This window comes from Pseudomonas sp. zfem002 (genome assembly GCF_032621685.1).
GTDB classification, from domain to species: Bacteria; Pseudomonadota; Gammaproteobacteria; order Pseudomonadales; family Pseudomonadaceae; genus Aquipseudomonas; species Aquipseudomonas japonica.
Window position 1 is genome coordinate 109,621 of record NZ_JAVYJH010000004.1, and the last position, 22,911, is coordinate 132,531.

Annotated in this window: 26 protein-coding genes; 17 read left to right on the top strand and 9 right to left on the bottom strand. The window is 66.1% G+C overall.

The window, feature by feature from the left end:
• Positions 1-22 precede the first annotated feature (22 nt).
• Together RTI28_RS07955 and RTI28_RS07960 are read left to right on the top strand one after the other, a co-directional pair.
• The gene (locus RTI28_RS07955) at positions 23-583 is read left to right on the top strand and encodes a hypothetical protein (protein WP_316919949.1); all 561 of its coding nucleotides are present in this window, start codon (positions 23-25) and stop codon (positions 581-583) included.
• A complete protein-coding gene (locus tag RTI28_RS07960; protein ID WP_316919950.1) occupies positions 583-1,143 on the top strand; it encodes a nucleotidyltransferase family protein in 561 nt (186 codons plus the stop codon). Before RTI28_RS07955 ends, RTI28_RS07960 begins: the two co-directional genes overlap by 1 nt.
• Before the next feature lie 125 nt (positions 1,144-1,268).
• Here RTI28_RS07960 and RTI28_RS07965 read toward each other — a convergent pair whose 3' ends face one another.
• The 4 genes from RTI28_RS07965 to RTI28_RS07980 all read right to left on the bottom strand — a co-directional run bounded on the left by RTI28_RS07965 (position 1,269) and on the right by RTI28_RS07980 (position 3,269).
• Positions 1,269-1,610: a HopJ type III effector protein gene (locus RTI28_RS07965; protein ID WP_316919951.1), complete on the bottom strand. Its 342-nt coding sequence runs from the start codon at positions 1,608-1,610 to the stop codon at positions 1,269-1,271.
• Positions 1,603-1,899, bottom strand: a complete 297-nt coding sequence (locus RTI28_RS07970; protein ID WP_316919952.1) for a DUF1244 domain-containing protein — start codon at positions 1,897-1,899, stop codon at positions 1,603-1,605. Before RTI28_RS07970 ends, RTI28_RS07965 begins: the two co-directional genes overlap by 8 nt.
• Before the next feature lie 13 nt (positions 1,900-1,912).
• Complete coding sequence (gene folM, locus RTI28_RS07975) at positions 1,913-2,605, bottom strand: dihydromonapterin reductase (protein ID WP_316919953.1); 693 nt, start codon at positions 2,603-2,605, stop codon at positions 1,913-1,915.
• Positions 2,606-2,687: 82 nt separating this feature from the next.
• Positions 2,688-3,269, bottom strand: a complete 582-nt coding sequence (locus RTI28_RS07980) for an antibiotic biosynthesis monooxygenase (RefSeq protein ID WP_316919954.1) — start codon at positions 3,267-3,269, stop codon at positions 2,688-2,690.
• A gap of 216 nt (positions 3,270-3,485) precedes the next feature.
• On the opposite strand from RTI28_RS07980, the gene RTI28_RS07985 reads away from it, so the two are divergent.
• Positions 3,486-4,436, top strand: coding sequence for a MerR family transcriptional regulator (locus RTI28_RS07985; RefSeq protein WP_316919955.1), 951 nt, complete (start codon positions 3,486-3,488; stop codon positions 4,434-4,436).
• On the opposite strand, the gene RTI28_RS07990 is transcribed toward RTI28_RS07985, so the two are convergent.
• On the bottom strand, positions 4,433-5,041 hold the full coding sequence (locus RTI28_RS07990; RefSeq protein WP_316919956.1) for a hypothetical protein: 609 nt from the start codon (positions 5,039-5,041) through the stop codon (positions 4,433-4,435). The two genes, RTI28_RS07985 and RTI28_RS07990, sit on opposite strands and share 4 nt — an antisense overlap.
• A gap of 57 nt (positions 5,042-5,098) precedes the next feature.
• Positions 5,099-5,560 (bottom strand): PAS domain S-box protein, encoded by a 462-nt coding sequence (locus RTI28_RS07995; protein ID WP_316919957.1) that lies wholly within the window; start codon positions 5,558-5,560, stop codon positions 5,099-5,101.
• Between the two features lie 124 nt (positions 5,561-5,684).
• Here RTI28_RS07995 and RTI28_RS08000 point away from each other — a divergent pair, with 124 nt between their 5' ends.
• From RTI28_RS08000 to RTI28_RS08015, 4 genes are all read left to right on the top strand, one after another.
• Positions 5,685-6,140: a flavodoxin gene (locus RTI28_RS08000; protein WP_316919958.1), complete on the top strand. Its 456-nt coding sequence runs from the start codon at positions 5,685-5,687 to the stop codon at positions 6,138-6,140.
• Positions 6,141-6,341: 201 nt separating this feature from the next.
• Positions 6,342-7,247, top strand: a complete 906-nt coding sequence (locus RTI28_RS08005) for an alpha/beta hydrolase (protein WP_316919959.1) — start codon at positions 6,342-6,344, stop codon at positions 7,245-7,247.
• 109 nt (positions 7,248-7,356) lie between these two features.
• Positions 7,357-8,271: an SDR family oxidoreductase gene (locus RTI28_RS08010; RefSeq protein ID WP_316919960.1), complete on the top strand. Its 915-nt coding sequence runs from the start codon at positions 7,357-7,359 to the stop codon at positions 8,269-8,271.
• 73 nt (positions 8,272-8,344) lie between these two features.
• Complete coding sequence (locus RTI28_RS08015; protein ID WP_042122877.1) at positions 8,345-8,686, top strand: hypothetical protein; 342 nt, start codon at positions 8,345-8,347, stop codon at positions 8,684-8,686.
• 287 nt (positions 8,687-8,973) lie between these two features.
• Here RTI28_RS08015 and RTI28_RS08020 read toward each other — a convergent pair whose 3' ends face one another.
• Positions 8,974-9,756: an IclR family transcriptional regulator gene (locus RTI28_RS08020; protein ID WP_316919961.1), complete on the bottom strand. Its 783-nt coding sequence runs from the start codon at positions 9,754-9,756 to the stop codon at positions 8,974-8,976.
• Positions 9,757-9,931: 175 nt separating this feature from the next.
• Here RTI28_RS08020 and hmgA point away from each other — a divergent pair, with 175 nt between their 5' ends.
• Genes hmgA through maiA form a run of 3 tightly spaced genes read left to right on the top strand, consistent with a single transcriptional unit; the run spans position 9,932 to position 13,176 of the window.
• Positions 9,932-11,233 carry a homogentisate 1,2-dioxygenase gene (gene hmgA / locus RTI28_RS08025; RefSeq protein WP_316919962.1) on the top strand — a complete coding sequence of 434 codons (1,302 nt, stop codon included), beginning with the start codon at positions 9,932-9,934 and terminating at the stop codon, positions 11,231-11,233.
• A 2-nt stretch (positions 11,234-11,235) separates the two neighbouring features.
• Positions 11,236-12,528 carry a fumarylacetoacetase gene (fahA, locus tag RTI28_RS08030; protein WP_316919963.1) on the top strand — a complete coding sequence of 431 codons (1,293 nt, stop codon included), beginning with the start codon at positions 11,236-11,238 and terminating at the stop codon, positions 12,526-12,528.
• A gap of 12 nt (positions 12,529-12,540) precedes the next feature.
• Positions 12,541-13,176, top strand: a complete 636-nt coding sequence (gene maiA / locus RTI28_RS08035) for a maleylacetoacetate isomerase (RefSeq protein ID WP_316919964.1) — start codon at positions 12,541-12,543, stop codon at positions 13,174-13,176.
• A gap of 518 nt (positions 13,177-13,694) precedes the next feature.
• Here maiA and RTI28_RS08040 read toward each other — a convergent pair.
• Positions 13,695-14,501, bottom strand: a complete 807-nt coding sequence (locus RTI28_RS08040) for a tetratricopeptide repeat protein (RefSeq protein WP_316919965.1) — start codon at positions 14,499-14,501, stop codon at positions 13,695-13,697.
• 115 nt (positions 14,502-14,616) lie between these two features.
• On the opposite strand from RTI28_RS08040, the gene RTI28_RS08045 reads away from it, so the two are divergent.
• Entirely contained in the window at positions 14,617-15,639 is a 1,023-nt protein-coding gene (locus RTI28_RS08045) for a Leu/Phe/Val dehydrogenase (protein WP_316919966.1), read from the top strand.
• Positions 15,640-15,642: 3 nt separating this feature from the next.
• On the opposite strand, the gene RTI28_RS08050 is transcribed toward RTI28_RS08045, so the two are convergent.
• Positions 15,643-15,909: a YebG family protein gene (locus RTI28_RS08050; RefSeq protein ID WP_042122888.1), complete on the bottom strand. Its 267-nt coding sequence runs from the start codon at positions 15,907-15,909 to the stop codon at positions 15,643-15,645.
• Between the two features lie 243 nt (positions 15,910-16,152).
• Here RTI28_RS08050 and RTI28_RS08055 point away from each other — a divergent pair, with 243 nt between their 5' ends.
• The 6 genes from RTI28_RS08055 (at position 16,153) to RTI28_RS08080 (ending at position 22,806) form a co-directional block, all read left to right on the top strand.
• Positions 16,153-16,623, top strand: a complete 471-nt coding sequence (locus RTI28_RS08055) for a phosphate-starvation-inducible protein PsiE (protein WP_316919967.1) — start codon at positions 16,153-16,155, stop codon at positions 16,621-16,623.
• 92 nt (positions 16,624-16,715) lie between these two features.
• Positions 16,716-17,657 carry a fatty acid desaturase gene (locus RTI28_RS08060; protein ID WP_316919968.1) on the top strand — a complete coding sequence of 314 codons (942 nt, stop codon included), beginning with the start codon at positions 16,716-16,718 and terminating at the stop codon, positions 17,655-17,657.
• Positions 17,658-17,669: 12 nt separating this feature from the next.
• Entirely contained in the window at positions 17,670-18,449 is a 780-nt protein-coding gene (locus RTI28_RS08065) for a phosphate/phosphite/phosphonate ABC transporter substrate-binding protein (protein ID WP_316919969.1), read from the top strand.
• A gap of 108 nt (positions 18,450-18,557) precedes the next feature.
• Positions 18,558-19,070, top strand: a complete 513-nt coding sequence (locus tag RTI28_RS08070) for a sigma-70 family RNA polymerase sigma factor (RefSeq protein ID WP_316919970.1) — start codon at positions 18,558-18,560, stop codon at positions 19,068-19,070.
• Between the two features lies 1 nt (position 19,071).
• Positions 19,072-20,013, top strand: a complete 942-nt coding sequence (locus tag RTI28_RS08075) for a DUF4880 domain-containing protein (RefSeq protein WP_316919971.1) — start codon at positions 19,072-19,074, stop codon at positions 20,011-20,013.
• 186 nt (positions 20,014-20,199) lie between these two features.
• On the top strand, positions 20,200-22,806 hold the full coding sequence (locus RTI28_RS08080; protein WP_316920081.1) for a TonB-dependent receptor: 2,607 nt from the start codon (positions 20,200-20,202) through the stop codon (positions 22,804-22,806).
• Positions 22,807-22,911: the final 105 nt, after the last annotated feature.

Below are 22,911 nucleotides of genomic sequence, written 5' to 3' on the forward strand. Positions count from 1 at the left end.
ACTCACTTGTTCGAGATCGCCCATGGCGCGTTTCTATATCCCCCTGTCCCTGCTGTTCTACCTGCTGGCCCTGTGTTTCGACGCCGTCGAACTGAGCGGCGGCAGCCACCTGACCGCCTTGCAGATCCTCCTGCAGGGCCCGTGGGGCATTGTCTTCGGTCTGTTCGGCTGGTTCGCCAACCCGCTGTTCGGCCTGGCCCTGCTGGTGCGCCGGCGCTGGCGCTGGTTCGCCCTGATCCTAGGCCTCTGCGCGCTGTACCTGGCCCTCGGCAGCCACGCCATCGAACGCCTGCCGGACAACCAGAGCTACACCTTCCACAGCGTGCTGCACTTCGCGCCCGGCTACTACCTGTGGGTCTGCGCCATCGCCGTGTTCTGCGCCGGCCAGGCCTGGTGGTGCAGCCGCGGGCGCAGCGCCGAGGTACCGCGCTGGGGACTGGTCGAGGGGGGCCTGGCGTTGTTGCTGCTGGTGGTGGTGCTGATCGGTCTGCGCGATGAAAGCCTGCGTTTCGATCTCGAACGTGCCCTGCAGTGGCCGTCGGGCTGGGAAATGCGGCCGCCCGTGCGCGGGGAGTCGATCTGATGAGCGTGCTGACTGACGAAGCGCTGGTCGCCATGGCCCTGAAGAACCCGGTGAATGTCGAGCTGCTGCGGGTGCTGGTGGAGCTCGACCTGCCGCAGTGCATGCTGACTGCCGGTTGTCTGTTCCAGGCCCTGTGGAATCTCAGGAGCGGCCGCGAGCCGGACTGGGGCGTGAAGGACTACGACGTGATCTACTTCGACAGTGACCTTTCGTGGGAAGCGGAAGACCGCGTGATCCAGCGCGTGCACCAGGCCTGTGGCGCGCTGGCCGACAAGGTCGAGGTGCGCAACCAGGCGCGGGTGCACCTCTGGTACGAGGGCAAGTTCGGCGTGCCTTATACGCCGCTGCTCAAGGTCACCGACGGCATCGACCGCTACCTGGTGCGTTCTACCTGCCTGGGGCTGGATGTGCGCAGTGGCGAGCTGTACAGCACCTGGGGGCTGGATGATCTGCAGCGGGGGGTGTTGCGCAGCAATCCGTTGAATCACCAGCCGCGGTTGTTCCGGGAAAAGGCCAGGAAGTACCAGGAGCGCTGGTCGTGGTTGACGATCGAGGAGTGAGGGGGGCTGCCAAGTGCTCGCCGTGACAGGTGCGAGGCCCTTGAGATCGAGCGCCGCCCGTGCGGTGCTCGATCTTCAGGGCGCTGCAAGCCTCAAGACAGGCGCCAGGCGCTGCAACCGCCCCCTCAAGCCTTGCGCTTGAGCGGCTCACCCGCGAACTTCACCCCGGCCAGGCCATGGGCGATCAGCGCGCGGATGTTGCCGTGGTCGCTACCTTCGGGGGTGGCCAGCACCGCGCGGTAGTGCTCGCCGAACGCCAGCAGGGTTTCCTGGTCGCTCAGGCCTTCCAGCAGGGCCAGGCCGAGGGTCTTGCACGAACCTTCGTTCTGCCCGGCGGCGCTGGCCACGCCGCCGTTGTCGAAGGCGGTCTGCTGGTAGTCATAGTGCTCGGCGACGAAGGCCAGGGTGTCGGCGAAAACATGTTCGCCGGTGTCGAGGCTGGCACGCAGCCGGGTCAGATCAGTCATGGCTTTTTCCTTTGGCGAACGCGGCCTGCTGCTCGGCGCTGGCCTCTTTCTGGTATTGGTTTTTCCACTGCTCGTAAGGCATGCCGTAGACCACCTCGCGGGCGTCATCCAGGCTCACGTCGATCTGGCGTTCGTCCGCGGCGGCCTTGTACCACTTGGACAGGCAGTTGCGGCAGAAGCCGGACAGGTTCATCAGGTCGATGTTCTGCACGTCGCTACGCTGGCGCAGGTGTTCGACCAGGCGACGGAACGCCGCGGCTTCGAGTTCGAGTTGTTCTTGCGGAGTCATGGCTTTCTCGGTTTCAGGCGATTCGGTTCTTCAGGTGGCGGCCACCGTTGATGACCACGTTGCTGCCGGTGCTGTACTGGCTTTCGAGGAGGAAGAACACCGCGTCGATCAGCGGCTGGGCGCCGGGCTCGAATTCCAGCAGGGCCTTCTTCAGGGTCTGCTGGCGGTACTGCTCGTCGCCGCCTTCCTTGAGGATCAGCAGCCCCGGCAGCACGGCGTTCACCCGCACCGTGGGCGCGTACTTCTCGGCGAACGACAGCACCATGTTCTGCAGCGCGGCCTTGGTCGCGGCGTAGCCGATATGGCTCTTGCTGCCGCGCGAGGAGGTCTCGTCGCAGATATGGATGATGTCCGCCTTGTCCAGCTTCAGCAGTTGCTCGCCGAGGGCCAGGTTGAGGTGGTACGGCGCCTCGACGTGGAGCTTGAACATGGTGGTGAGGTTGTCCAGGTCGTCGTCGAGCCACAGCGAAGCGTTGTGGACGATCGCGCGCAGGCCGTCGTAGTGGCCGCGCAGGTGCTCGATCAGGGCTTCGCGGTCGTCTTCGCGGCACAGGTCGGCCTGGAACGGGATGATGTTCGGATGCGCCGGGGTGGTGATCTTGCTGCGGCTGGCGCTGACCACCGTGTGGCCGGCCTGCGCCAGTTGCGTGGCCAGCGCCAGCCCGACTCGCTGGCTGCCACCGGTAACTAGGATTGGGCTGTTCATATGCGGGGACGATCAACTTTTTCAGGTTCGCGGTCAGTCGCCAGCATACCCGAACTCGCCTGGAATGACCGCCCCCGGCCGGTCAGCGGCTTTCCAGCGATTCGCCGGCGCTGCCCGGCCCTGGCGGCACCGCGGGACGGGCGTTGAGCCAGCCGGCCAGGCAACGGGTCGACAGGGGAATGAACAGGTACACCATCAGCGGCGTCAGCCCCAGGGTGCTGAGCAGGATGCGCGGCAGCAGGCTCAGTTCCGCCAGCCAGTGGCCGAACAGCAGGTTGAACGCCAGCGACACCGGAAAGAACGCCAGCCAGATCGCCACTGCCTGCTTCCAGCGCGGCGGACGCTGCGCGGCGTCGTTGCCGAACCAGCCTTCGATACCGCTGACACGCTTTTCCGTCGGCTGTTCGAACAGGCCGTTGCCGCGGGCCAGCCAGGCGCTGCGCGAGGCGGAGAACTCCCAGGCGTGCAGGGTCTTTTCGTCGACGAAGCGGAAGATGATCTGGAATTCGTCGCCCTGGGGCGGCGGGGCCAGCACGCCGGAGCCGAGGTAGCCGGGAAAGTCGGTGGCCAACTGCTCGCCTTCGTGCAGCCAGGCGATCATGTCCTGATAACGGCCCTTGGCAGCGCGCCGGGCGAGCATCAGGGTAACGGGAGGGGTAGACATCGTGTATCTCCTGGCAACGGGTCGCGGCGGGTAGCCATGACCATGGATCGCCGCCCGGGGTGTTGGGCAGCGTCCGAAAACAAGCAAGGATTATTCCGTAAATAGTGTGACTCGTCAGTGTCGGCTTTGACCTGGTTCACGCGGATGTTTGGTCCTGCTTCCCTTCGCCGGGCTAGAATGGTCATCCTTTTCCTACAACCTGCGGCGTGTCAGGCGATGATCGAGCTTTCCCCGGCTTCACTCAGCGAACGCGGTCTGGACCATGAGGAGCTGTTTCCCATTCGTGAGGTGGCGCGCCTGACGGGCATCAATCCGGTCACCCTGCGCGCCTGGGAGCGCCGTTATGGCCTGATCCAGCCGACACGCACCGAAAGTGGGCATCGCTTGTATTCGCGCTCCGATATCGACGACGTCCGCCATATCCTCGGCTGGATCGAACGCGGCGTGGCAGTGAGCAAGGTCGGCAAGATCCTCGCGCGCGACCGTGCGGCGCAGAGTCAGCCCGACGAGAGCGCCAGCTCCCCGCCGGTCAGGGACCACGAGCAATGGCGCAATCAGTTGCGCCAGGCGGTGCAGGGCTTCGACGAAAGCCGGCTGGAGCGGGTCTACGGCCAGGTGTTCGCCAGTTATCCCCTGGCCGTGGTGTTCCAGGACATCCTCATGCCGCTGTGGCAGGAACTGCGCGTGGCCCATGACGGTTTCGGCCGCCTCAGCGAATGGCTGTTCCTCGATACCTTCCTGCGTGCCCGCGCCTGGCAGCGCCTGCAACTGGCGCGGGAAGAACAATCCACACGGGTGCTGCTGGCCGCGCTGCCGGAGCAGTGCCGCGAGCTGGAACTGCTGGTCTGCGCCCTGTTGCTGGGCAGCAGCGAGGTGGCGGTGAGCGTGCTGGCGCCGGGGCAGCCGCTGGAGGAACTGAGCCTGGTCTGCGAACGCATGACCCCCGATGCGCTGGTGCTGTTTTCCAACCACGCCCCCGCCGCCGACCTGGCCAAGCGCCTGGCACGCCTGGCACTGGCCCTGGATTGTCCGCTGCTGTTCGCCGGCGAGGCGTCGGAAATGCTTCAGGACAACCTGGTCGGTTCGCAGATCGTCTGTCTGGGTGGGGAAGGGCGCCTGATGCGGCGGCGTCTGCAGCAGTGCCTCGACGGCCACCTCGACAGCTAGCTGCAGTGCACTTGCGGGTGGGTGCGGCGGTGCTGCTGCAACATGTACTGGCGCAAGCGCTCGATCTCTTCCGGCTGGCGCTGGCTCAGCTTGTAGGCGGCCAGGCCTTCCACGGTGAGGCGTTGCAGGGTGCCGCGCAGGGCGATGGGGGCAATGCCGTCCGGGGCGAACCAGAGATTGAAGGTCTTCGGCGCCTTGCGCCCTGGCGGTAGCTCCAGCAGCACGCCCTTGAAGGAAATCTCCCGGACTTTCAGGCCGCTGCTCAGGCCCAGCTGGTCCTCCAGCATCACCGGCGTGTCCAGGCTCAGGCGCCAGGGCCGCACCACCGCGCCTTCCTCATAGATGCTCGGCGCGCCCACCTGCAGGTGCAGGGCGTGGAACTCGTCCTCCACCAGCAACAGCGGGAAGCTCATCTGCTGATTGTCCAACTGCGCCTGCACGGTGACCTGTTCGTTGGCCACCAGGCGGGTGAGCAACTGCTGGACGTCGCTGCGACCATTGAGGCGCAGCGTGGAGTTGGGGTCCACGCGGTTGAGCTGGGGCGAGCGGTGCACGCTCTGGATGAAATCCAGCTCGTCCTGGGTCAGAAGGGCATCGGCTTGCATGATGGCTACTGCTGCGATTTTTCCGGGTGATGAATGGACAGCGAATCGGTGCCTTTGTTAGGACCGTTGGTCGCTTTCCAGCTGCTGGATGCGTGCCTGCGCCTCGGCCAGCTGCCGCTCCAGCTCGGTTACTCGCTGCTCGGCCTCGACCTGGCGGGTGACGTCCTTCTGGATGCCGATGAAGTAGGTGAGCTGGTCCGCCTCGTTGAACACCGGAGTGATCGACAGCTCGTTCCAGAAGGCGCTGCCGTCCTTGCGGTAGTTGCGCAGGATTTCGCGGCACGGCTGGCGGCTTTCCAGGGCCTGGCGGATCAGCGCGCGGGCCGGCTGGTCGCGGTCGCTGCCCTGGAGGAAGCGGCAATCGCGGTAGAGGATGTCATTGGCGTCGTAGCCGCTCAGGCGCTCGAACGCCGGGTTCACGTAGATCAGGATGGTGTCTTCGTCGCCTTCCTGTTCGGCGACCACGATACCGTCGTTGGAGGCATCGATCATGCGTTGCAGCAGTGTGGCGTTGATCATCGGGAGAACCGGCGCAAGGGCTGTTGGGAGGGGCGATTCTAGTGCATGTCAGGCCAGCGGATAAGGCCTTTTGCCAGCCATCGGTGCTAGTATCCTACGCTTTTGCTCAGATACGGAATTTGTCATGAAAGTGGTCATCCTGTCCGGTTCGGTCTACGGCACCGCCGAAGAAGTCGCACGTCACGCCCAGTCACTGCTCAAGGCCGCGGGTTTCGAGGCCTGGCACGCGGCTCGCGCCACGCTCGCCGATGTCCAGGCGTTCGAGCCCCAGGCATTTCTCGCGGTGACCTCCACCACCGGCATGGGCGAACTGCCGGACAGCCTGGTGCCGCTGTTCAGCGAGATTCGTGACAGCCTGCCCGCGGCCTGGCGTGGCCTGCCGGGCGCGGTGCTGGCGCTGGGCGACTCCAGCTACGGCGACACCTTCTGCGGCGGCGGCGAGCAACTGCGCGAGCTGTTCGCCGAGCTGGGGATCGAGGAAGTCCAGCCGATGCTGCGCCTGGATGCCAGCGAGACGGTCACCCCGGAAGTCGACGCCGAGCCCTGGCTGGCCGACTTCGCCGCCAGGCTGCGCGGCTGATCGCCCCCGGCGGCGCGGCAACCCCCGGTCGCGCCGCCGCCTGACCTTCGCGCCGTTCGGCGCCTGTCCTGCAAGGTCATCAAGCTGGCTGCCAAGGAAACTTCCGCTTCTTCCACGGCTGACTATGCTGTCCCACAGAGCACGAAAATGTGCCGCCGTGACCAACACTTAATACAATCCACCACCAGCCGAGATCTCCCAATGCCACTGGCAGAGATTCCTCTGTGCGTCTGGCGGACACGGAGCCTGGGATTCACGTTCCGCGGCCAGAGCATTCGCTACTGGACGGCAGGGCAGGGAGAGCCACTGCTACTCATTCACGGATTTCCAACCGCCAGCTGGGACTGGCACTACCTCTGGCAGCCGCTGGCCCAGCGCTTTCGCCTGATCGCCTGCGACATGCTCGGCTTCGGCGATTCCGCCAAGCCGCCCGGGCACCACTACAGCCTGCTGGAGCAGGCCGATCTGCAGCAGGCCCTGCTGGCCCACCTGCAGGTCCGCGAGCCCGTGCATATCCTCGCCCACGACTATGGCGGCAGCGTCGCCCAGGAGTTGCTGGCGCGTCATCAGGAAGGGCGGATCGAGATCGCCAGTTGCGCCTTTCTCAACGCCGGGCTGTTTCCCGAGTGCCATCGACCGTTGCTGTTCCAGCGCCTGCTGCTCAGTCGCCTGGGCTGGCTGGTGGCGCGCACGTTCGACCGCGACGGCCTGGTGCGCAATGTCGGGCAGACCTACGGACCCGGCACCCATCCCAGTGAAAGCGCGCTGGACGACTACTGGAGCCTGATCGCCTCGAACCGCGGCAACCGCATCCTGCACCGTCTGTCGGGTTACCTGGTCGAGCGCAAGGCGCATCGCCAGCGCTGGGTCGGCGCGCTGCAGACCGCGGGCATGCCGCTGCGCTTCATCAATGGCGCGGTGGATCCGTCAGCCGGGGCGCACATGGTCGAGCGCTACGAGGAACTGGTGCCGGAGCCCGACACCGTGCTGCTCCAGGGGATCGGCCACTACCCGCATACCGAGTCGCCAGGCCAGGTGCTGCGGCATTACCTGGATTTCCGCCACCAACCGCTGACGTGGCGTCCGCAGCAGGTCGCCTGGTCCTGACCCAGGCCTGGCTTATCGCCTGCCATTCAGCGCCCACCCGGTTCGTTGTCCCGGGCCGGGCGCTGGCCGACACTGCCGGTTCCGTTCCCTGTTCAGTTGGAGTTGCGTCATGAGTGATTCGGTGCGCCTGGAAAATAGAGTGGTGATCGTCACTGGCGCCGGTGGCGGCCTTGGCCGCGCCCATGCCCTGTTGTTCGCCCGTCACGGGGCGAAGGTGGTGGTCAACGATCTGGGCGGCTCGACCCATGGCGAAGGCGCCAATGCTTCGGCTGCCGACCGCGTGGTCGCGGAGATCCGCGCGGCGGGCGGCGAGGCGGTGGCCAACCACGACTCGGTGACCGACGGCCAGCGTATCGTCGAACAGGCCCTGGACAGCTTCGGCCGCGTCGACATCCTGGTGAACAACGCCGGGATCCTGCGCGACAAGACCTTCCACAAGATGGAAGACGCCGATTGGGACCTGGTCTACAAGGTTCACGTCGAGGGCGCCTACAAGGTCACCCGCGCCGCCTGGCCGCATCTGCGCGAGCAGAACTGGGGGCGGGTGATCTTCACCTCGTCCACCTCCGGGATCTACGGCAACTTCGGCCAGGCCAACTACGGCATGGCCAAGCTCGGTCTCTACGGGCTGACCCGCACCCTGGCCCTGGAAGGCCGCAAGCACGGCGTGCTGGTCAATGCCATCGCCCCGACCGGCGGCACGCGCATGACCGAAGGGCTGATCCCGCCGCAGGTGTTCGAACAGCTCAAGCCTGAACTGATCAGCCCGCTGGTGGTGTACCTGGGCAGCGAGCAGTGCCAGGACAGCGGCAACCTGTACGAGGTCGGCGGCGGCTGGATCGGCCAGGTGCGCTGGGAGCGCAGCCTGGGTGTCGGCTTCGACCCGCTGGGCGGGTTCAGCGTCGAGGATGTCGCCGCCAGTTGGGGGCAGATCGGCGATTTCGAGGGCGCCGAGCATCCGCGCGACAGCCTGCAGGCCTTGCAGCAGATGATGGCCAACCTGCAACGGTTCGCAAAACCCTGACACCGCGTTTTCTGTCGCGATCGGTAGATCTTTCCTAAGCTGGGAGGCTTTGGTCGCGACAGGAGTGCACAGCATGTACGAATCGAAGAACGACGAGGTCCTTTCCAGCGAAGCCTTCCGCAGCCGGCTGCTGCTGCATGCCCTGGGCGCGGTCCTGCTGCTGTTCGGCTCGATCCTGATCGGGGTGGTCGGGCACCTGCATTTCGAGGAAGGCGTGACCTGGTACGACGCGGCGTTCAACGCCACCCTGCTGCTGGGCGGCATGGGGCCGGTGAACCTGCCGCAGACCCATGGCGGCAAGCTGTTCTTTGCGGTCTATGGGTTGTATGTGGGGCTGGTGTTCGTCGCCAGTATCGGGCTGATCCTGGCGCCGGTGGCGCATCGCTTGCTGCACCGCTTTCATTGCGACGATTGAGCGGGAATAAAAAAGGCCGCTGCACAGGCAGCGGCCAAGTAGACGTAGATCAAGGAGCTTCAAAATCAACGTCGGTGAACTGAAGGGTGACGCTTTGGAACGACAATCGAGGAGCACTCTAGGGGGAGAGCGTTAACCGACCGTTAAGGGGGCCGAAGCGTCAACTTCGCGCCTTGGCGAACACCGGGTCGTCAAGGCAGGAGAAGGATAGTCAGAGGCTACCCGCGGAAAAATAGCGCTTTCTGACATTCACTGTTGCATCGTCGGCAACAGTGCACCAATCCGGTTCACCGTGCCCCTTCGTAGCCCATCCGCCAGCTGATGGCCTCGGCCGCCGCCCGCAGGCGTTGTGCCGCCGGGCCCTGTTCATCGGCATGGAAGATCGAGGTCGGGCCGACCACGGTAAGCACCGCGACGATCTGCCCCATGGCATTGAACACCGGCGCCGACAGGGCATCGACCCCCGGCATCAGCAGGCCGTGCACGTGATGCAGGCCGCGTTCGCGGATGCTGGCGAACAGTGTGTCGTAGTGGTTGGCGTCGTGATCCAGGTGCGCCAGTTCGCGGTCGCGCAGTTCGAGGGTTTCCCGCGCCGGCAGATAAGCGCCGAACACCAGGCCGGTAGACGAACTGAGCAGCGGCAGCACCGAGCCGATCTGGGTGACCACGGTCACCGCGCGCACCGCCGGTTCGATATTCACCACGGTGGCGCCCTGGTTGCCCCATACCGCGATGAAGCAGCTCTCGTTGAGCTGGTCGCGCAGTTCCGAGAGCGGCACCGCCGCCACCTTCAGCACATCCATCCCGCCCAGCGCCGCCAGGCCCACGCGCAGCGCCTCGCGGCCCAGGCCGTAGTGGTTGGTGGCCGGGTCCTGCTCGGCGAAACCGCTGGCGATCAGCGCCTGCAGGTAGCGATGCACCTTGCTCGCCGGCATGTCCACATGCTCGGCCAGGCGCGACAGCGAGGTGGCCGGCGACAGCTGCGCCAGGGCCTTGAGGATATCGGTGCCGACCTCCGCCGAGCGGACCTTCTGTTTGCCGTTGTCGGCGGGGGGCGTGGCTTTGCTCATGGCTGCATTCACTGTGCGGGACGGGGGAGGAGGGTAAGGCCTGGCTGTGAGGGTTTCAACTTTCAGGAGCTGCTTCGCAGCCCATTTGGACCTTGACGGTCCAGGTCAATCAAATTACGTTATACGTAATCGAATTACGCATAACAATAACCGGCCCCCGCGGCCAGGAGGCTCGATGAACTCCGATTCCCCTTCCGCCCTCGCTTACCAGAGCGGCTTCGGCAACGAATTCGCCAGCGAGGCGCTGCCCGGCGCCCTGCCGGTCGGCCAGAACTCCCCGCAGAAAGCCCCCTACGGCCTGTACGCCGAACTGCTCTCGGGCACGGCGTTCACCATGAGCCGCAGCGAGCAGCGGCGCACCTGGCTGTACCGCATTCGTCCTTCGGCGCTGCACCCGGCGTTCGAGCGCCTGGAACGCCAGCTTGCCGGTGGTGGACTGGGTGCGCTGACGCCCAATCGGTTGCGCTGGAGCCCCCTGGAGATGCCGGGCGAGCCCACCGACTTCATCGATGGCTGGGTCACCATGGCGGCCAACTCGGCGGCGGAAAAACCGGCGGGCATCAGCATCCACTGCTATCGCGCCAACCGGTCCATGGAGCGGGTGTTCTTCAACGCCGATGGCGAGCTGCTGCTGGTGCCACAGCTGGGTCGCCTGCGCCTGGTCACTGAACTCGGCGTGCTGGACGTCGAGCCGCTGGAGATCGCGGTGATTCCTCGCGGCATGAAGTTCCGCGTCGAACTGCTGGACGGCGAAGCCGGCGGCTACATCGCCGAAAACCATGGCGCGCCGCTGCGCATCCCGGACCTCGGGCCGATCGGCAGCAACGGCCTGGCCAACCCGCGCGACTTCCTCGCCCCGGTGGCGCACTACGAAGAGCAGACGGGCCCGCTGCAACTGGTGCAGAAATTCTGCGGCGAGCTGTGGGGCTGCGAACTGCAGCACTCGCCGCTGGACGTGGTCGCCTGGCACGGCAACAACGTGCCATACAAGTACGACCTGCGTCGTTTCAACACCATCGGCACGGTCAGCTACGACCACCCCGATCCGTCGATCTTCACCGTGCTGACCTCGCCGACCAGCGTGCCGGGCATGGCCAACATCGACTTCGTGATCTTCCCGCCGCGCTGGATGGTGGCCGAGAAGACCTTCCGGCCACCATGGTTCCACCGCAACCTGATGAACGAGTTCATGGGCCTGATCAAGGGCGAGTACGACGCCAAGGCCGAAGGCTTCCTGCCGGGTGGCGCCTCGCTGCACGGCTGCATGAGTGCCCACGGTCCCGACGCCGAGACCTGCGCCAGGGCCATCGCCGCGGACCTGGCGCCGAACAAGATCGACAACACCATGGCCTTCATGTTCGAGACCAGCCAGGTGCTGCGTCCGACCCGCCATGCCCTGGACTGCCCGCAGTTGCAGAACGACTACGATAGTTGCTGGGCCACGCTGCCGAGCACCTTCACCCCGAACCGGAGATGAACATGAACCAGACCGCCATTGCCCGCAGTTGGGTCGATACCGCCAACGGGCATAGCGACTTCCCCCTGCAGAACCTGCCGCTGGGGATCTTCAGCCGCGCCGGTGGCGAGCGCCGTTGTGGCGTGGCCATCGGCGAGGCCATTCTCGACCTGGAGGCGGTGCTCGCCGCCGGCCTGTTCGAGGGTGAGGCGCGGGTCGCCGTCGAAGCCACCCGTGGCGGCGCGCTGAACGCCTTCTTCGCCCTCGGCCGTGGCGCCCGCGTGGCCCTGCGCGAGCGGCTGCTGGAACTGCTCGCCGAGGGCAGCGAACACCAGGCCGCGCTGCAGGCGGCGCTATATCCGGCCAGCGCCTGCGCGCTGCACCTGCCGGCACGGATCGGCGACTACACCGACTTCTATGTCGGCATCGAACACGCGAAGAACGTCGGCAAGCTGTTCCGCCCGGACAACCCGCTGCTGCCGAACTACAAGTACGTGCCGATCGGCTACCACGGCCGGGCCTCGACCATCCGTCCGTCCGGCACCGACGTGCGCCGGCCCAAGGGCCAGACCCTGCCGGCCGGGCAGAGCGAGCCGAGCTTCGGGCCGTGCGCGCGGCTGGACTACGAGCTGGAGCTGGGCATCTGGATCGGCCAGGGCAACGAACTGGGCCAGGCCATCGCCGTGGGCGATGCCGCCGAGCACATTGCCGGTTTCTGCCTGCTCAACGACTGGTCGGCGCGCGATATCCAGGCCTGGGAATACCAGCCGCTGGGCCCATTCCTGTCCAAGAGCTTCATTTCCACGGTGTCGCCGTGGGTGGTCACCGCCGAGGCCCTGGCGCCGTTCCGCTGTGCCCAGCCAGCCCGTCCGGCCGGTGATCCGCAACCGCTGTCGTACCTGCTGGACAGCCGTGACCAGGCCAGCGGCGCGTTCGATATCGAACTGGAAGTGCTGCTGCTCACCGAGCGCATGCGTGAGCAGAACCTGCCGGCGCATCGCCTGACCCTGAGCAACACCCTGAGCATGTACTGGACCGTGGCGCAGATGGTCGCGCACCACAGCGTCAACGGTTGCCAACTGCAGTCCGGTGACCTGTTCGGTTCCGGCACCCTGTCCGGGGCCGAGCCGGGGCAGTTCGGCAGCCTGCTGGAGATCACCGAGGGCGGCAAGCACCCGGTGGAACTGGCGTCGGGCGAGGTGCGCAAGTTCCTCGAGGACGGCGACGAAATCATCCTGCGCGCCCGCGCCAGGCGCGATGGCGTGGCCAGCATCGGCTTCGGCGAATGCCGCGGCAAGGTCGTGGCGGCGCACTGAGAGGCCTGATCCATGGAACTGTTCACCTACTACCGCTCCACCTCGTCGTATCGGCTGCGGATCGCCCTGGCGCTGAAGCAGCTGGAGTTCCAGTCGGTGCCGGTCAACCTGCTCAAGGGCGAGCAGCACGAGGCGCATTTCCTCGCGCTCAACCCGCAGGGCCGGGTGCCGGCGCTGCGGGTCGACTCCGGTGAACTGCTGCTGCAGTCCCCGGCGATCATCGAGTACCTGGAGGAGGTTTATCCACAGCCGGCGCTGTTGCCCCAGGACCCGGTGCAGCGTGCTCGGGTCCGCGGCGTGGCGGCGTTGATCGGTTGCGATATTCATCCGTTGCACAACGTCAGCGTGCTCAAGCACCTGCGCGAGCAGGGCCAGGATGAGGCGGCGGTGAACCAGTGGATTGCCCACTGGATCGGCCAGGGCCTGGCGGTGGTCGAGCAACTGATCGGGGATGAAGGTTTCTGCTTCGGCGAGGAACCGGGGCTGGCCGATGTGTACCTGATTCCGCAGGTGTATGCGGCCCAGCGCTTCAATGTCGACCTTGGCGGTTATCCGCGGATCCTGCGGGTGCTGGGGTTGGCGCAGGAGCATGCGGCGTTCGTCATGGCGCATCCTGCGCGGCAGGCGGATGCGCCGGCTGCGGGTTGATTGTTGGTTTCGGGTGTTATCGCTGGCATGGGTATCTACATAGCGTTGAAGGCCTGACAGGGAACCGCATCAGGGCTGCCAGGTGCCCGTCTTGAGTCTTGCAGCGCCCTGAAGATCGAGCGCCGCCCGCGCGGCGCATCGCGGGCTACGCCCGCTCCCACATTTGTTGCAACGTGCCATGGTCTGTTGGATTTGAGTTGCCAGCCTTTGTCTCACGGCGATGCATCGCGGAGAGGCTGTTGGGTTCGACTCGGTATCGCGTCGAACCAACAAGGCGGTCAACTGTGCTGCCCAGCTCAAACCATGGCCTGTCAGGCATAGGCACGTTGCAACAAATGTGGGAGCGGGCGTAGCCCGCGATGCGCCGCGCGGGCGGCGCTCGATCTTGAGGGCGCTGCAAGACTCAAGACGGGCACCTGGCGGCCCTGATGCGTTTTCCTGTCAGGCTTTCGGAGTTGTTGCTCATCGCCGGCTTGTCAGGGCATCAAACCGCATCGACAAGGCCCGAAAAACGACGCCTAATGCACCGACCTTTTCCCCACCGGCAAATGACTCAAGCGCTCGGTCAGGCGCAGGCGCTGGATCGGGTCATCGGTCAGCAACAGCGCATGCTCCAGGTCGAAGCGCTCCGCCTGCGGGCACTCCAGATGCTGGTACAAGGTCGCTCGCGCCAGATAATCGCTGGCCAGCGCCGGCCCCAGTTGCAGCACACGTTCGGCGTCCTTCAAGGCCGCCAGGTCATCGTCATGGGTCGAGTGCAGCTGGCGCAGATTGCGTGACAGCCGCTGGATCATCTGCATCGGCGTGGCGGTCTGCAGGTGCTCCCGGTTCAAGGCCACCTGCGGGCCGAACTGCCGGCCGAGCAACTCGCGGCAGTCCGCCGGATACAGGCGCCGTCCGCCACAGGGATCGAGCAGATGATCCGCCCCCGGCACACGCAGCAGGAAATGGCCGGGAAAATTCACCCCCTCCAGCGGAATCGACAGGCCCCGCGCCAGTTCCAGGCCGAGCAGGGCCAGCGCCAGCGGCTGGCCGCGACGCCGCAGCAGGAGTTGATCGAGCAGGGCGGCCTGGGGCCGCAGCGGGTGATATTCGTCTTCCTGGAAACCCAGCGCACACAGCTTGCGCAGCAGCGGCTGGGCCAGCTCGTGCAGCGGCAGCAGCGGCAGGTCGTTGCTGATCTCGTGCTGCAGGTCTTTCACCGCACGCATCACCTGCGCCGGCTCGACCGCGGCATCGTGCTCCACGGCAATCCACAACCCGGCCTCGAAGAAGGCCGGGGGAGTGCGTTCGAGGCAGGCCAGGCAGGCTTGGCGTGGGGTCATGGCGGTCTCCGCTGAGACTACTGTTTTAGACCTGGGGAATCGTTTCGTCCAGTGTCCGCGCAGGTGCCGGAGTGCCACCTATACTGGTGGAAGCACTCTTAACGAGGGCCCGCAGATGTTCGCTCTCATGCAAAGCACCCGCACCCAGTCCCTGCACCTGTGCATCGACCCGGCCACCGGCCTCAAGGCGGTGATCGCGATCCACAACGAACGGCTGGGTCCCGCGATGGGCGGTTGTCGTTACCTGGCCTATCCCGACGACGACAGCGCCATGACCGATGCCATCCGTCTGGCCCAGGGCATGACCTACAAGGCCGCCCTGGCCGGCTTGCCGCTGGGTGGCGGCAAGGCGGTGATCATCCGCAATCCCCATGTGGAAAACCGCGCTGCGCTGTTCGAGGCGTTCGGGCGTTTCGTCGATTCCCTCGAAGGACGCTACATCACCGCGATCGACAGCGGCACCTCGACCCTGGACATGGACTGCATCGCCCAGTCCACCCCGCATGTCACCAGTACCACCCGCGCCGGCGATCCTTCGCCGCACTCGGCCATGGGTGTGTTCGCCGGCATTCGCGCGACGTCGATGGCACGGCTGGGCAGCGACAACCTGGAAGGCTTGCGGGTGGCGGTACAGGGCTTGGGCAACGTTGGCTATGCGCTGGCCGAGCAGTTGCACGCGGCGGGGGCCGAGTTGCTGGTCAGCGACCACGACCAGGGGCGGGTGCAACTGGCGATGGAGCAGTTCAACGCGCAGCCGGTGGCTTCCGAGGCGCTGGTCGGTACGCCCTGCGATATCTTCGCCCCGTGCGGGCTGGGTTCGATTCTCACCGGGCAGAGCGTGATGCAGCTGCGCTGCGCGGCGGTGGCCGGCTCGGCGAACAACCAGCTGACCAGCCTGCAGGTGGCTGACCAACTGGAGAACCGCGGCATTCTCTATGCCCCGGACTACATCATCAATTCCGGCGGGCTGATCTACGTGGCCCTGACCCACCAGGGCGTCGAGCCCACCGCCATCACCGCGCACCTGGCGCGGATTCCCACCCGGCTGACCGAGGTGTTCGCCCACGCCCAGGCGGAAAAGCGCTCGCCGGCGCGGGTCGCCGAGCAACTCGCGGAGCGTCTTGTATACGGCGGCTGAGGCTCATTCCTCGGCAGGCGAGCCGTCCAGCAACTCGGACAGGGCATCCGGCTGGCTCTTGAATGCCTTGGCGAACACGTCGCGGTTCTTCGCCATGTAGATACCGATGTCGTCGACCTGCTGTTCATCCAGCGACGGCACGGCTTTCTTCAGGACTTCGGCGAGCATTTCCGCCAGCTCGAGCATCTTGTCGTGACGATCTGCTTCGGCTTTATCCATGAACAAACGCTCCAGGTCGCGGCTGCTGCGGTACACCACTTCGACGGCCATTCATCACCTCACGCCTTTTTTCGAAAATTGAAGAATACGAATACTGGGTATTTATACAGTAATCATCCGGCATTGGATAGTGGCCTTTTTATAGCCCAGTTTTTCCGACCTGATCCGGGACACACGTGCCTTGCGGCAATCGGTCGCCTTCTCAAGCGTGGCCGCTGGCCTTTTTACTGCATGCAGGCAAAGCGTCATGTGTCTGCCGCATCCTCCTCCAGGCCGTATCAGGGAAATCGCATCGTGAACATCAAATGGGCTGAAAAACTGCGCAAGGGCCTGCACGGCACCGCCGACTCGCTGGGCAATCTGTGCGTCGAGTCGTTCCACTACCTGGCCCTGTTCGGCATCGGCGGCATCACCGCCTGGGCCGCGGTGACGACCTTCTTCGACATGCTCGGCAAGGGCGGGGTGAGCGTCGACGATATCCTGCTGCTGTTCATCTACCTCGAGCTGGGGGCGATGGTGGGGATCTACTTCAAGACCAACCACATGCCGATCCGCTTCCTGCTGTACGTGGCGATCACCGCGCTGACCCGCCTGCTGATCGGCGACGTGTCGCACCACAAGGCGCCGGACGAGGGGCTGCTGTACCTGTGTGGCGGGATCCTGCTGCTGTCGTTCTCGATCCTGGTGGTGCGCTATGCCTCGTCGCGCTATCCGTCGAGCCGGGCGATCGATGCCAGTGGCAAGGACGTCGAGGACGGCCGCTGATTTCGGCATAACGCTATAACCAAAGGATCTGCAAGATTCAGCCGCCTCACGCCACAGGGGGTCATAAGCCATGACTCGGGACCCCCACGCCAATGTCCAACTACCTCGACGACGCCCAGCGCGAAGACGTGCTGCGCCTGCAGGCCAGCTTTCTCGGGCGCAGCGAGTGGCCCACCTGGTTGCTGCTGGTCGGGGTCTATGGCGGCTGGTTCGCCCTGTTGCTCGGCAGTGCGCGGCTCGGCGCCTGGCCGACCACGCTGCTGCTGATTCCGCTGCTGGTGCTGTGGCTGTCGCTGCAGCACGAACTGCTCCACGGCCACCCGACCCGCCTGCTGTGGCTGAACAAGCTGCTCGGCTACGCGCCCTTCGCCGTCTGGTACCCCTACACCCTGTACCGTGACAGCCACCTGCTGCATCACCGTGACGAAGACCTGACCCTGCCCGGCCGCGACCCGGAAAGCCGCTACCTCGCCCGCGCCCGCTGGCAACGCACGCCGCGCCTGGCCCGGGCCTTGCGCTGGCTGGACAAGACCGTGGCCGGGCGTCTGCTCACCGGTGCACCCCAGGCCCTGTTCGGCCTGGCCCGCGAAGAATTCGCCCGGCTGCGCAAGGGCGATCGCCAGGCCTGGCGCATGTGGCTGACGCACGGTGTGTGCGTCGCCCTGATGCTCGCTTTCATCGTCGAATACAGCGCCCTGTCGATCAGCCAGTACCTGTTCTTCGCCAGCGTCCCGGCGCTGTCGGTGGCGATGCTGCGCTCCTTCTACGAACACCGCCCCGCCGAGCGCCCGGAGCAGCGCACCGTGCTCAACGAAGCCGGCTGGCCCTGGCGCTGGCTGTTCCTGCACCTCAACCTGCACCTGGTGCATCACGACCTGCCGGGCTTGCCGTGGTTTTTCCTGCCCAGCGTCTACCGCCAGCGCCGCGAGCAGTGGCTGGCGCGCAGCGGCGGCTTTCTGGTGCGCGGCTATGGCGAGCTGCTGCGCCGCCATGGCCGGCGTCCCATCGACAGTCCCGAACATCCCTTTGCCTGACCTGGAGTACCCATGGCTTACGCCGAACTGCTGATGTACGTGGCGCCACCGCGGGTCTGCGCGGCCAGCGAGGCCTGGTTGCAGTCCACCCTGGCGCACCTGGGCGCGCAGCGTGAGGATGCCAGTCATCTGGACCTGGCGGCGTTGTGGCTGTCGCCGCAGTTGCTGTTCACCCAGACCTGCGGCTATCCGCTGATGACCCTGCTGCGCGGCAAGGTGCGGGTGATCGGCCGGCCGCGCTACGAACTGCCCCACGCCAGCGCCGGCACGCACCACAGCCTGCTGCTGGCCCGCGCCGACGATCCGCGTGGCGAGCTGCACGAGTTCTTCGGCAGCCACGGCCTGGTCAACAGCCCCGACTCCAATTCCGGAATGAACCTGCTGCGCCATCGCCTCGCGCCCCTGCAGCGCGACGGTCGCTTCTTTTCCGCGATCAGCTACACCGGTGGCCACCGCGACAGCCTGCGCGCCCTGCGCGAAGGGCGCGGCGACCTGGCGGCGATCGACAGCGTCACCTACGGCTACCTGGCCCGGGACCACAGCGAGGAAGTCGCGGGGGTGAAACTGGTCGCGCTCAGCGCACCGAGCCCGAGCCTGCCGTTCATCGGCCCGGCGCACCTCGATGAGGCCGGCGCCGCGCGTATCCGCGACGCCTTGAACCAGAGCTTGCCGGCGTTCGCCGAGACGCTGGCGATCCGCGAGATCCTCCCGGCCAGCGCAGACGATTACCAGATCCTCCTGGATTACCAGGACCAGGCAGCACGACAGGGACTGATGCAGTTAATTCCATAATCGAATAAATGAATGCGATTTAAATATTTTTAAAGAATAAGCAGTCCCTCTAGCATGGCGTCACCGGACCACCGGACATCTCAGGCAATCCTCCTTCTGGAGTCATTCATGTCCGGTTTCGACACTTCGCACAGCGATTACGTTGGCGGTCTATTCCGCAGCCATTACTCGTGGTTGTGCTCACGCCTGCGCCGGCATCTGGGCGACGGCAGCGGGGTGGCGGAAGACATCGCCGCCGACACCTTCGTGCAACTGCTCAGCGCTCCTGCCGCGGAACCGATCCGCCAGCCGCGGGCGCTGCTCACCACCATCGCCCAGCGCCTGATGTACCAGCTCTGGCGGCGCCGCGACCTGGAGCGCGCCTACCTCGATGCCCTGCTGCAGGACGACGAGGTCCAGGCGCCGTCGCCGGAAGAACTGGCGCAGATGCTCGAAGCGCTGCAGATCATCGACAACCTGCTCGACGGCCTGCCGGGCAAGGTCAAGGCGACCTTCCTGCTGTCCCAGGTCAACGGCCTGACCTACCCGGAAATCGCCGCGCAACTGGGCATCTCGCAACGCTCGGTGAGCGACTACATGGCCAAGGCCATCCACCGTTGTCTCAAGGCCAGCCTGGAGTGACATGAGCACCGAACAGGACCACCTGATCGAACAGGCCACGCGCTGGATCGTCCTGCTGCGTTCCGGCCATGCCAGCGAGGCGGAGCGCCAGGCCTTTCTTGCCTGGCGCGCCCGCGACCCGCGGCACGAGGCGCTGTGCAAGCGCCTGGAAGGCACACTTGGAGTGTTCCAGGTGCCGATTGCCCAGGGCGTTGACGGCGCCCTGCTGCAGCGCGCACTGGAGGCGCCGGCGAGTCGGCGCAAGGTGCTGCAGCGCGCGCTGCTCGGGGCGGGCCTGATGATCGGCGGCGGCTGGGCCCTCAGCCCGTCGCTGCAGGCGCTGAACGCCGATATCGCGACGGGCGTCGCGCAGCGCCAGCGCGTGCGCCTGGACGATGGCAGCGAACTGCTGCTCAACGCCCGGAGTGCAGTGGACGTGCGTTTCGACGGGCAACGCCGGTTGCTCGAATGGCGCGGCGGGGAAGGGCTGATCCGGGTGGTCGGCGATCCGCGGCCGTTCATCGTGCGCACCAGTGGCGGCGACCTCTGCGCCCGCGCCGCCCAGGTGCTGTTGCACGATCGTGGTGAGCAATGCCGGGTCGGGGCGCTCGATGCGCCCTTGCAGATCGTCACCCGCGGCGGCGACCGCCTGCAGTTGCAGGCGGGCCAGGAAGTCAGCTACGACCGCTACCGCTTCGGCCCGCTGCACGCCGTGCGCAGCGGCGACAGCGCCTGGGTCAACGGCCTGCTGGAAGTGCGCGACAGTCCGCTGAGCGAGGTGATCGAGGCGCTGCGTCCGTATCGCCACGGCATCCTGCGCCTCGATCCGGCCATCGCCGGGCTGCGGGTCAGCGGCCTGTATCGCCTGGACCAGAGCGATGTGGTGCTGGAGGCCCTGAGCCGCACGCTGCCGATTCGGGTCAACCGCCACAGTGCGTACTGGGTCACCCTGGTCCCGGCCTGAACACGGTTCTAAGACCATAACCAAACGATCTGCAAGTTTTCCCCGCGCCGCGTCACAACCCTCACGTAAGCGCTGCCGAGGGAGCAGCGTCGTTTTGATTCCGTGGGGGGAATCGCAGTGCGCAAGAACGATCACAACAACCGCCGCAACACGACTGTCCGCAACGCATTCGCCATCGGCCCGCTGATGGGGCTGCTGCTCAGCGCCTCGGCGCTCGCCGACGAGGCTCGGCAGAGCTATCACATCAACCCGGGTCCGCTGGACGAAGTGCTGCTGAGCATCAGCCGGCAGAGCGGCCAGGTGATTTCCTTCACCCCGGACCTCGGGCGCTATTCCTCGGCCCGGGTCGACGGCGACCTGTCCGCCGAGCAGGCCATCAGCGCGGCCCTGCGGGGCACCGGCCTGGCCCTGGAAGTCAGCCCGACCGGCGCCTTCATCATCAAGGACCGCCGCGCCGAGCCCTCGGCCAGCACCGCCGCCGCCGCGAGCCGGGTGGCCAGCCACGACAGCGCCGGGGCCAGCGTGCCGACCCTGGACCGGGTGGTCGCCCTGGGTACCCGGCGCAGCGACGCCACCGCCCTGACCAGCGCCGCGCCGGTGGATGTGATCAACAACGAGGAACTGGTGCAGACCGGTGCCACCACCCTGAACCAGGCGCTGTTCCAGTTGCTGCCGTCGTTCAACTTCCCGCAGAACCAGAGCGCCACCCGCGGCCAGAACCCCAAGGGTGCCTCGCTGCGCGGCCTGGCCCCGGACCAGACCCTGGTGCTGGTCAACGGCAAGCGCCGGCATGCCTCGGCGGTGGTGAACATTTCCGGTGGTGTGCCGTTCATTGGTTCGCAGCCGGTGGATCTGGACATGATCCCGATCAGTTCCATCGACCATGTCGAGGTGCTGCGTGATGGCGCCTCGGCGCAGTACGGCTCTGACGCGGTGGCCGGGGTGGTCAACATCGTCCTCAAGGAGCGCGACAGCGGTGGCCAGCTCAACACCCAGGTGGGCAAGTACGGCCAGGGCGACGGCTTCAGCAAGAGCGCCGACGGCTGGTACGGCCTCGGGCTGCCGGGCGATGGTTTCCTGACCCTGAGCTTCAACGGGGTCAACACCAAGCCCACCGATATCGGCGACGAGTACCAGGCCGGCGGCCGCTGGCAGGACCCGCGCTGGGGCGGCGCCTCGCGCGACAAGTACAACCTCGCGGCCAATGCCGAGGTGGGCCTGAACGACCAGTGGCGGCTGTACAGCTTCGCCACCTTCGGCCAGGACAAGTCGGTGAACAACACGCCGCCGTTGCTGGCGTCCAACCCCAACAACGTGGCGGCGCTGTATCCCAACGGGACCATTCCCAAGTACCGCTATCGCTACGAGGATGCCTCGTTCACCGTCGGTTCGCGTTTCGAGGACGCTACCCTCGGGCGCCTGGATATCAGCGCCACCTATGGCCGCGACAAGCACGACGAACTGGCGTTCGATACGGTCAACCCGAGCTACGGTGCCAACAGCCCGACCAAGTTCGATGTCGCCACCCTGATCAACGAACAGACCAACGTCGGCGTCGACTACGCCAAGGACCTGGCCGTGGCCTGGTCGGACAACCCGCTGACGGTGTCCGCGGGGCTCGCCTACCGGCATGAGCAGTACCGCCTGGAAGAGGGCGACTACGACTCCTATTCCTTCGGCGGCATCGACGGCGTGCAGGTCGGCGCGGTGCAGGCCTCGGGCCTGACACCGGACGACGCCGGGCGCTACAAGCGCGATGTCGGCGGGGTGTACTTCGGTCTGGAGAACCAGCTCACCGACAAGTTCCAGGTGGGTATCGCCGGGCGTACCGAGCACTACTCGGACTTCGGTTCGGCGACCACCGGCAAGGTCTCGGCACGCTACGAGCTGACCCCGGAAATCGGCGTGCGCGCCACCATCAACAGCGCCTATCGCGCACCGACCCTGGGGCAGATCGGCACCTCCTGGACCACCACCACCAACGTCGATGTCAACGGCAACCCGGTGCTCACCCGCATGCTGCCGGTGGACCACCCGGCGGCCCAGGCCCTCGGCGCCGAGGCGCTGAAGCCGGAGAAGTCGACCAACTACTCGCTGGGCCTGGTGCTGCGGCCGAGCGAGCAGGCCTCGCTGACCATCGACGCCTACCAGATCAGCATCCGCGATCGCCTGCTCTACAGCGGTGGCATCTCCGGTCCGGACGCCGAGCGCATCCTCGCCGCCGCCGGCTACGGCCAGTACAGCTGGGCGCAGTTCATGACCAACGCGGCCAATACCCGCACCCGTGGTGTCGATATCGTCGGCAAGTACAACCTCGACCTGCAGCGCTTCGGCAACCTGGCGCTGTCGGCGGGCTACACCAAGGCGCGCACCACCATCGAGTCGGTGAATGCCAACCCCTATGGCTTCGATGTGCTGACCCGCGAGGCGCGTGGCTATCTCGAGCATGGCTATCCGGAGGACAAACTGGTGCTGGGCGCGGTGCATCGCTATGGGCCGTGGACCGTCAGCCTGGCCCAGACCCGCTATGGCGAATACCGCAAGTACGCGGCCTCGGCGGCCAATGCGCAGTACGACCAGACCTTCTCGGCGCAGTGGAACACCGACCTGGACGTGAACTATGCGTTCAGCAAGCAACTGAAGCTGTCGGTGGGCGCCAACAACCTGTTCGACAGCAAGCCGGATGACTTCAATCTCCGTCTGCGCCAGACGCCGGGGCAGCAGTACAGCTACCTCGCGCCTTCGGCGCCGGAGGGGGCGTTCTACTACACCAAGCTGACTTACGACTTCTGACCTTTTTGGGGCCGCGTTGCGGCCCTTCGCGAGCAAGCTCGCTCCCACAGGAAAGGCCAGGACCTGAGCCAACCCCTGTGGGAGCGAGCTTGCTCGCGAAGGACC

Excerpts from the sequence above, each read along its gene's own strand:
- RTI28_RS08050 (WP_042122888.1), bottom strand. The coding sequence starts at position 15,909 with ATGGCCGTCGAAGTGGTGTACCGCAGCAGCCGCGACCTGGAGCGTTTG.
- RTI28_RS08045 (WP_316919966.1), top strand. The coding sequence starts at position 14,617 with ATGTTCGCTCTCATGCAAAGCACCCGCACCCAGTCCCTGCACCTGTGC.
- RTI28_RS07965 (WP_316919951.1), bottom strand. The coding sequence starts at position 1,610 with ATGACTGATCTGACCCGGCTGCGTGCCAGCCTCGACACCGGCGAACAT.
- RTI28_RS08020 (WP_316919961.1), bottom strand. The coding sequence starts at position 9,756 with ATGAGCAAAGCCACGCCCCCCGCCGACAACGGCAAACAGAAGGTCCGC.
- RTI28_RS08015 (WP_042122877.1), top strand. The coding sequence starts at position 8,345 with ATGTACGAATCGAAGAACGACGAGGTCCTTTCCAGCGAAGCCTTCCGC.
- RTI28_RS07960 (WP_316919950.1), top strand. The coding sequence starts at position 583 with ATGAGCGTGCTGACTGACGAAGCGCTGGTCGCCATGGCCCTGAAGAAC.
- hmgA (WP_316919962.1), top strand. The coding sequence starts at position 9,932 with ATGAACTCCGATTCCCCTTCCGCCCTCGCTTACCAGAGCGGCTTCGGC.
- RTI28_RS08080 (WP_316920081.1), top strand. The coding sequence starts at position 20,200 with ATGGGGCTGCTGCTCAGCGCCTCGGCGCTCGCCGACGAGGCTCGGCAG.
- RTI28_RS07990 (WP_316919956.1), bottom strand. The coding sequence starts at position 5,041 with ATGCAAGCCGATGCCCTTCTGACCCAGGACGAGCTGGATTTCATCCAG.
- RTI28_RS08040 (WP_316919965.1), bottom strand. The coding sequence starts at position 14,501 with ATGACCCCACGCCAAGCCTGCCTGGCCTGCCTCGAACGCACTCCCCCG.
- RTI28_RS08000 (WP_316919958.1), top strand. The coding sequence starts at position 5,685 with ATGAAAGTGGTCATCCTGTCCGGTTCGGTCTACGGCACCGCCGAAGAA.
- RTI28_RS08010 (WP_316919960.1), top strand. The coding sequence starts at position 7,357 with ATGAGTGATTCGGTGCGCCTGGAAAATAGAGTGGTGATCGTCACTGGC.
- folM (WP_316919953.1), bottom strand. The coding sequence starts at position 2,605 with ATGAACAGCCCAATCCTAGTTACCGGTGGCAGCCAGCGAGTCGGGCTG.
- RTI28_RS07955 (WP_316919949.1), top strand. The coding sequence starts at position 23 with ATGGCGCGTTTCTATATCCCCCTGTCCCTGCTGTTCTACCTGCTGGCC.
- RTI28_RS08075 (WP_316919971.1), top strand. The coding sequence starts at position 19,072 with ATGAGCACCGAACAGGACCACCTGATCGAACAGGCCACGCGCTGGATC.
- fahA (WP_316919963.1), top strand. The coding sequence starts at position 11,236 with ATGAACCAGACCGCCATTGCCCGCAGTTGGGTCGATACCGCCAACGGG.
- RTI28_RS08065 (WP_316919969.1), top strand. The coding sequence starts at position 17,670 with ATGGCTTACGCCGAACTGCTGATGTACGTGGCGCCACCGCGGGTCTGC.
- RTI28_RS07980 (WP_316919954.1), bottom strand. The coding sequence starts at position 3,269 with ATGTCTACCCCTCCCGTTACCCTGATGCTCGCCCGGCGCGCTGCCAAG.
- RTI28_RS07985 (WP_316919955.1), top strand. The coding sequence starts at position 3,486 with ATGATCGAGCTTTCCCCGGCTTCACTCAGCGAACGCGGTCTGGACCAT.
- maiA (WP_316919964.1), top strand. The coding sequence starts at position 12,541 with ATGGAACTGTTCACCTACTACCGCTCCACCTCGTCGTATCGGCTGCGG.
- RTI28_RS07970 (WP_316919952.1), bottom strand. The coding sequence starts at position 1,899 with ATGACTCCGCAAGAACAACTCGAACTCGAAGCCGCGGCGTTCCGTCGC.
- RTI28_RS08005 (WP_316919959.1), top strand. The coding sequence starts at position 6,342 with ATGCCACTGGCAGAGATTCCTCTGTGCGTCTGGCGGACACGGAGCCTG.
- RTI28_RS08070 (WP_316919970.1), top strand. The coding sequence starts at position 18,558 with ATGTCCGGTTTCGACACTTCGCACAGCGATTACGTTGGCGGTCTATTC.
- RTI28_RS08060 (WP_316919968.1), top strand. The coding sequence starts at position 16,716 with ATGTCCAACTACCTCGACGACGCCCAGCGCGAAGACGTGCTGCGCCTG.
- RTI28_RS07995 (WP_316919957.1), bottom strand. The coding sequence starts at position 5,560 with ATGATCAACGCCACACTGCTGCAACGCATGATCGATGCCTCCAACGAC.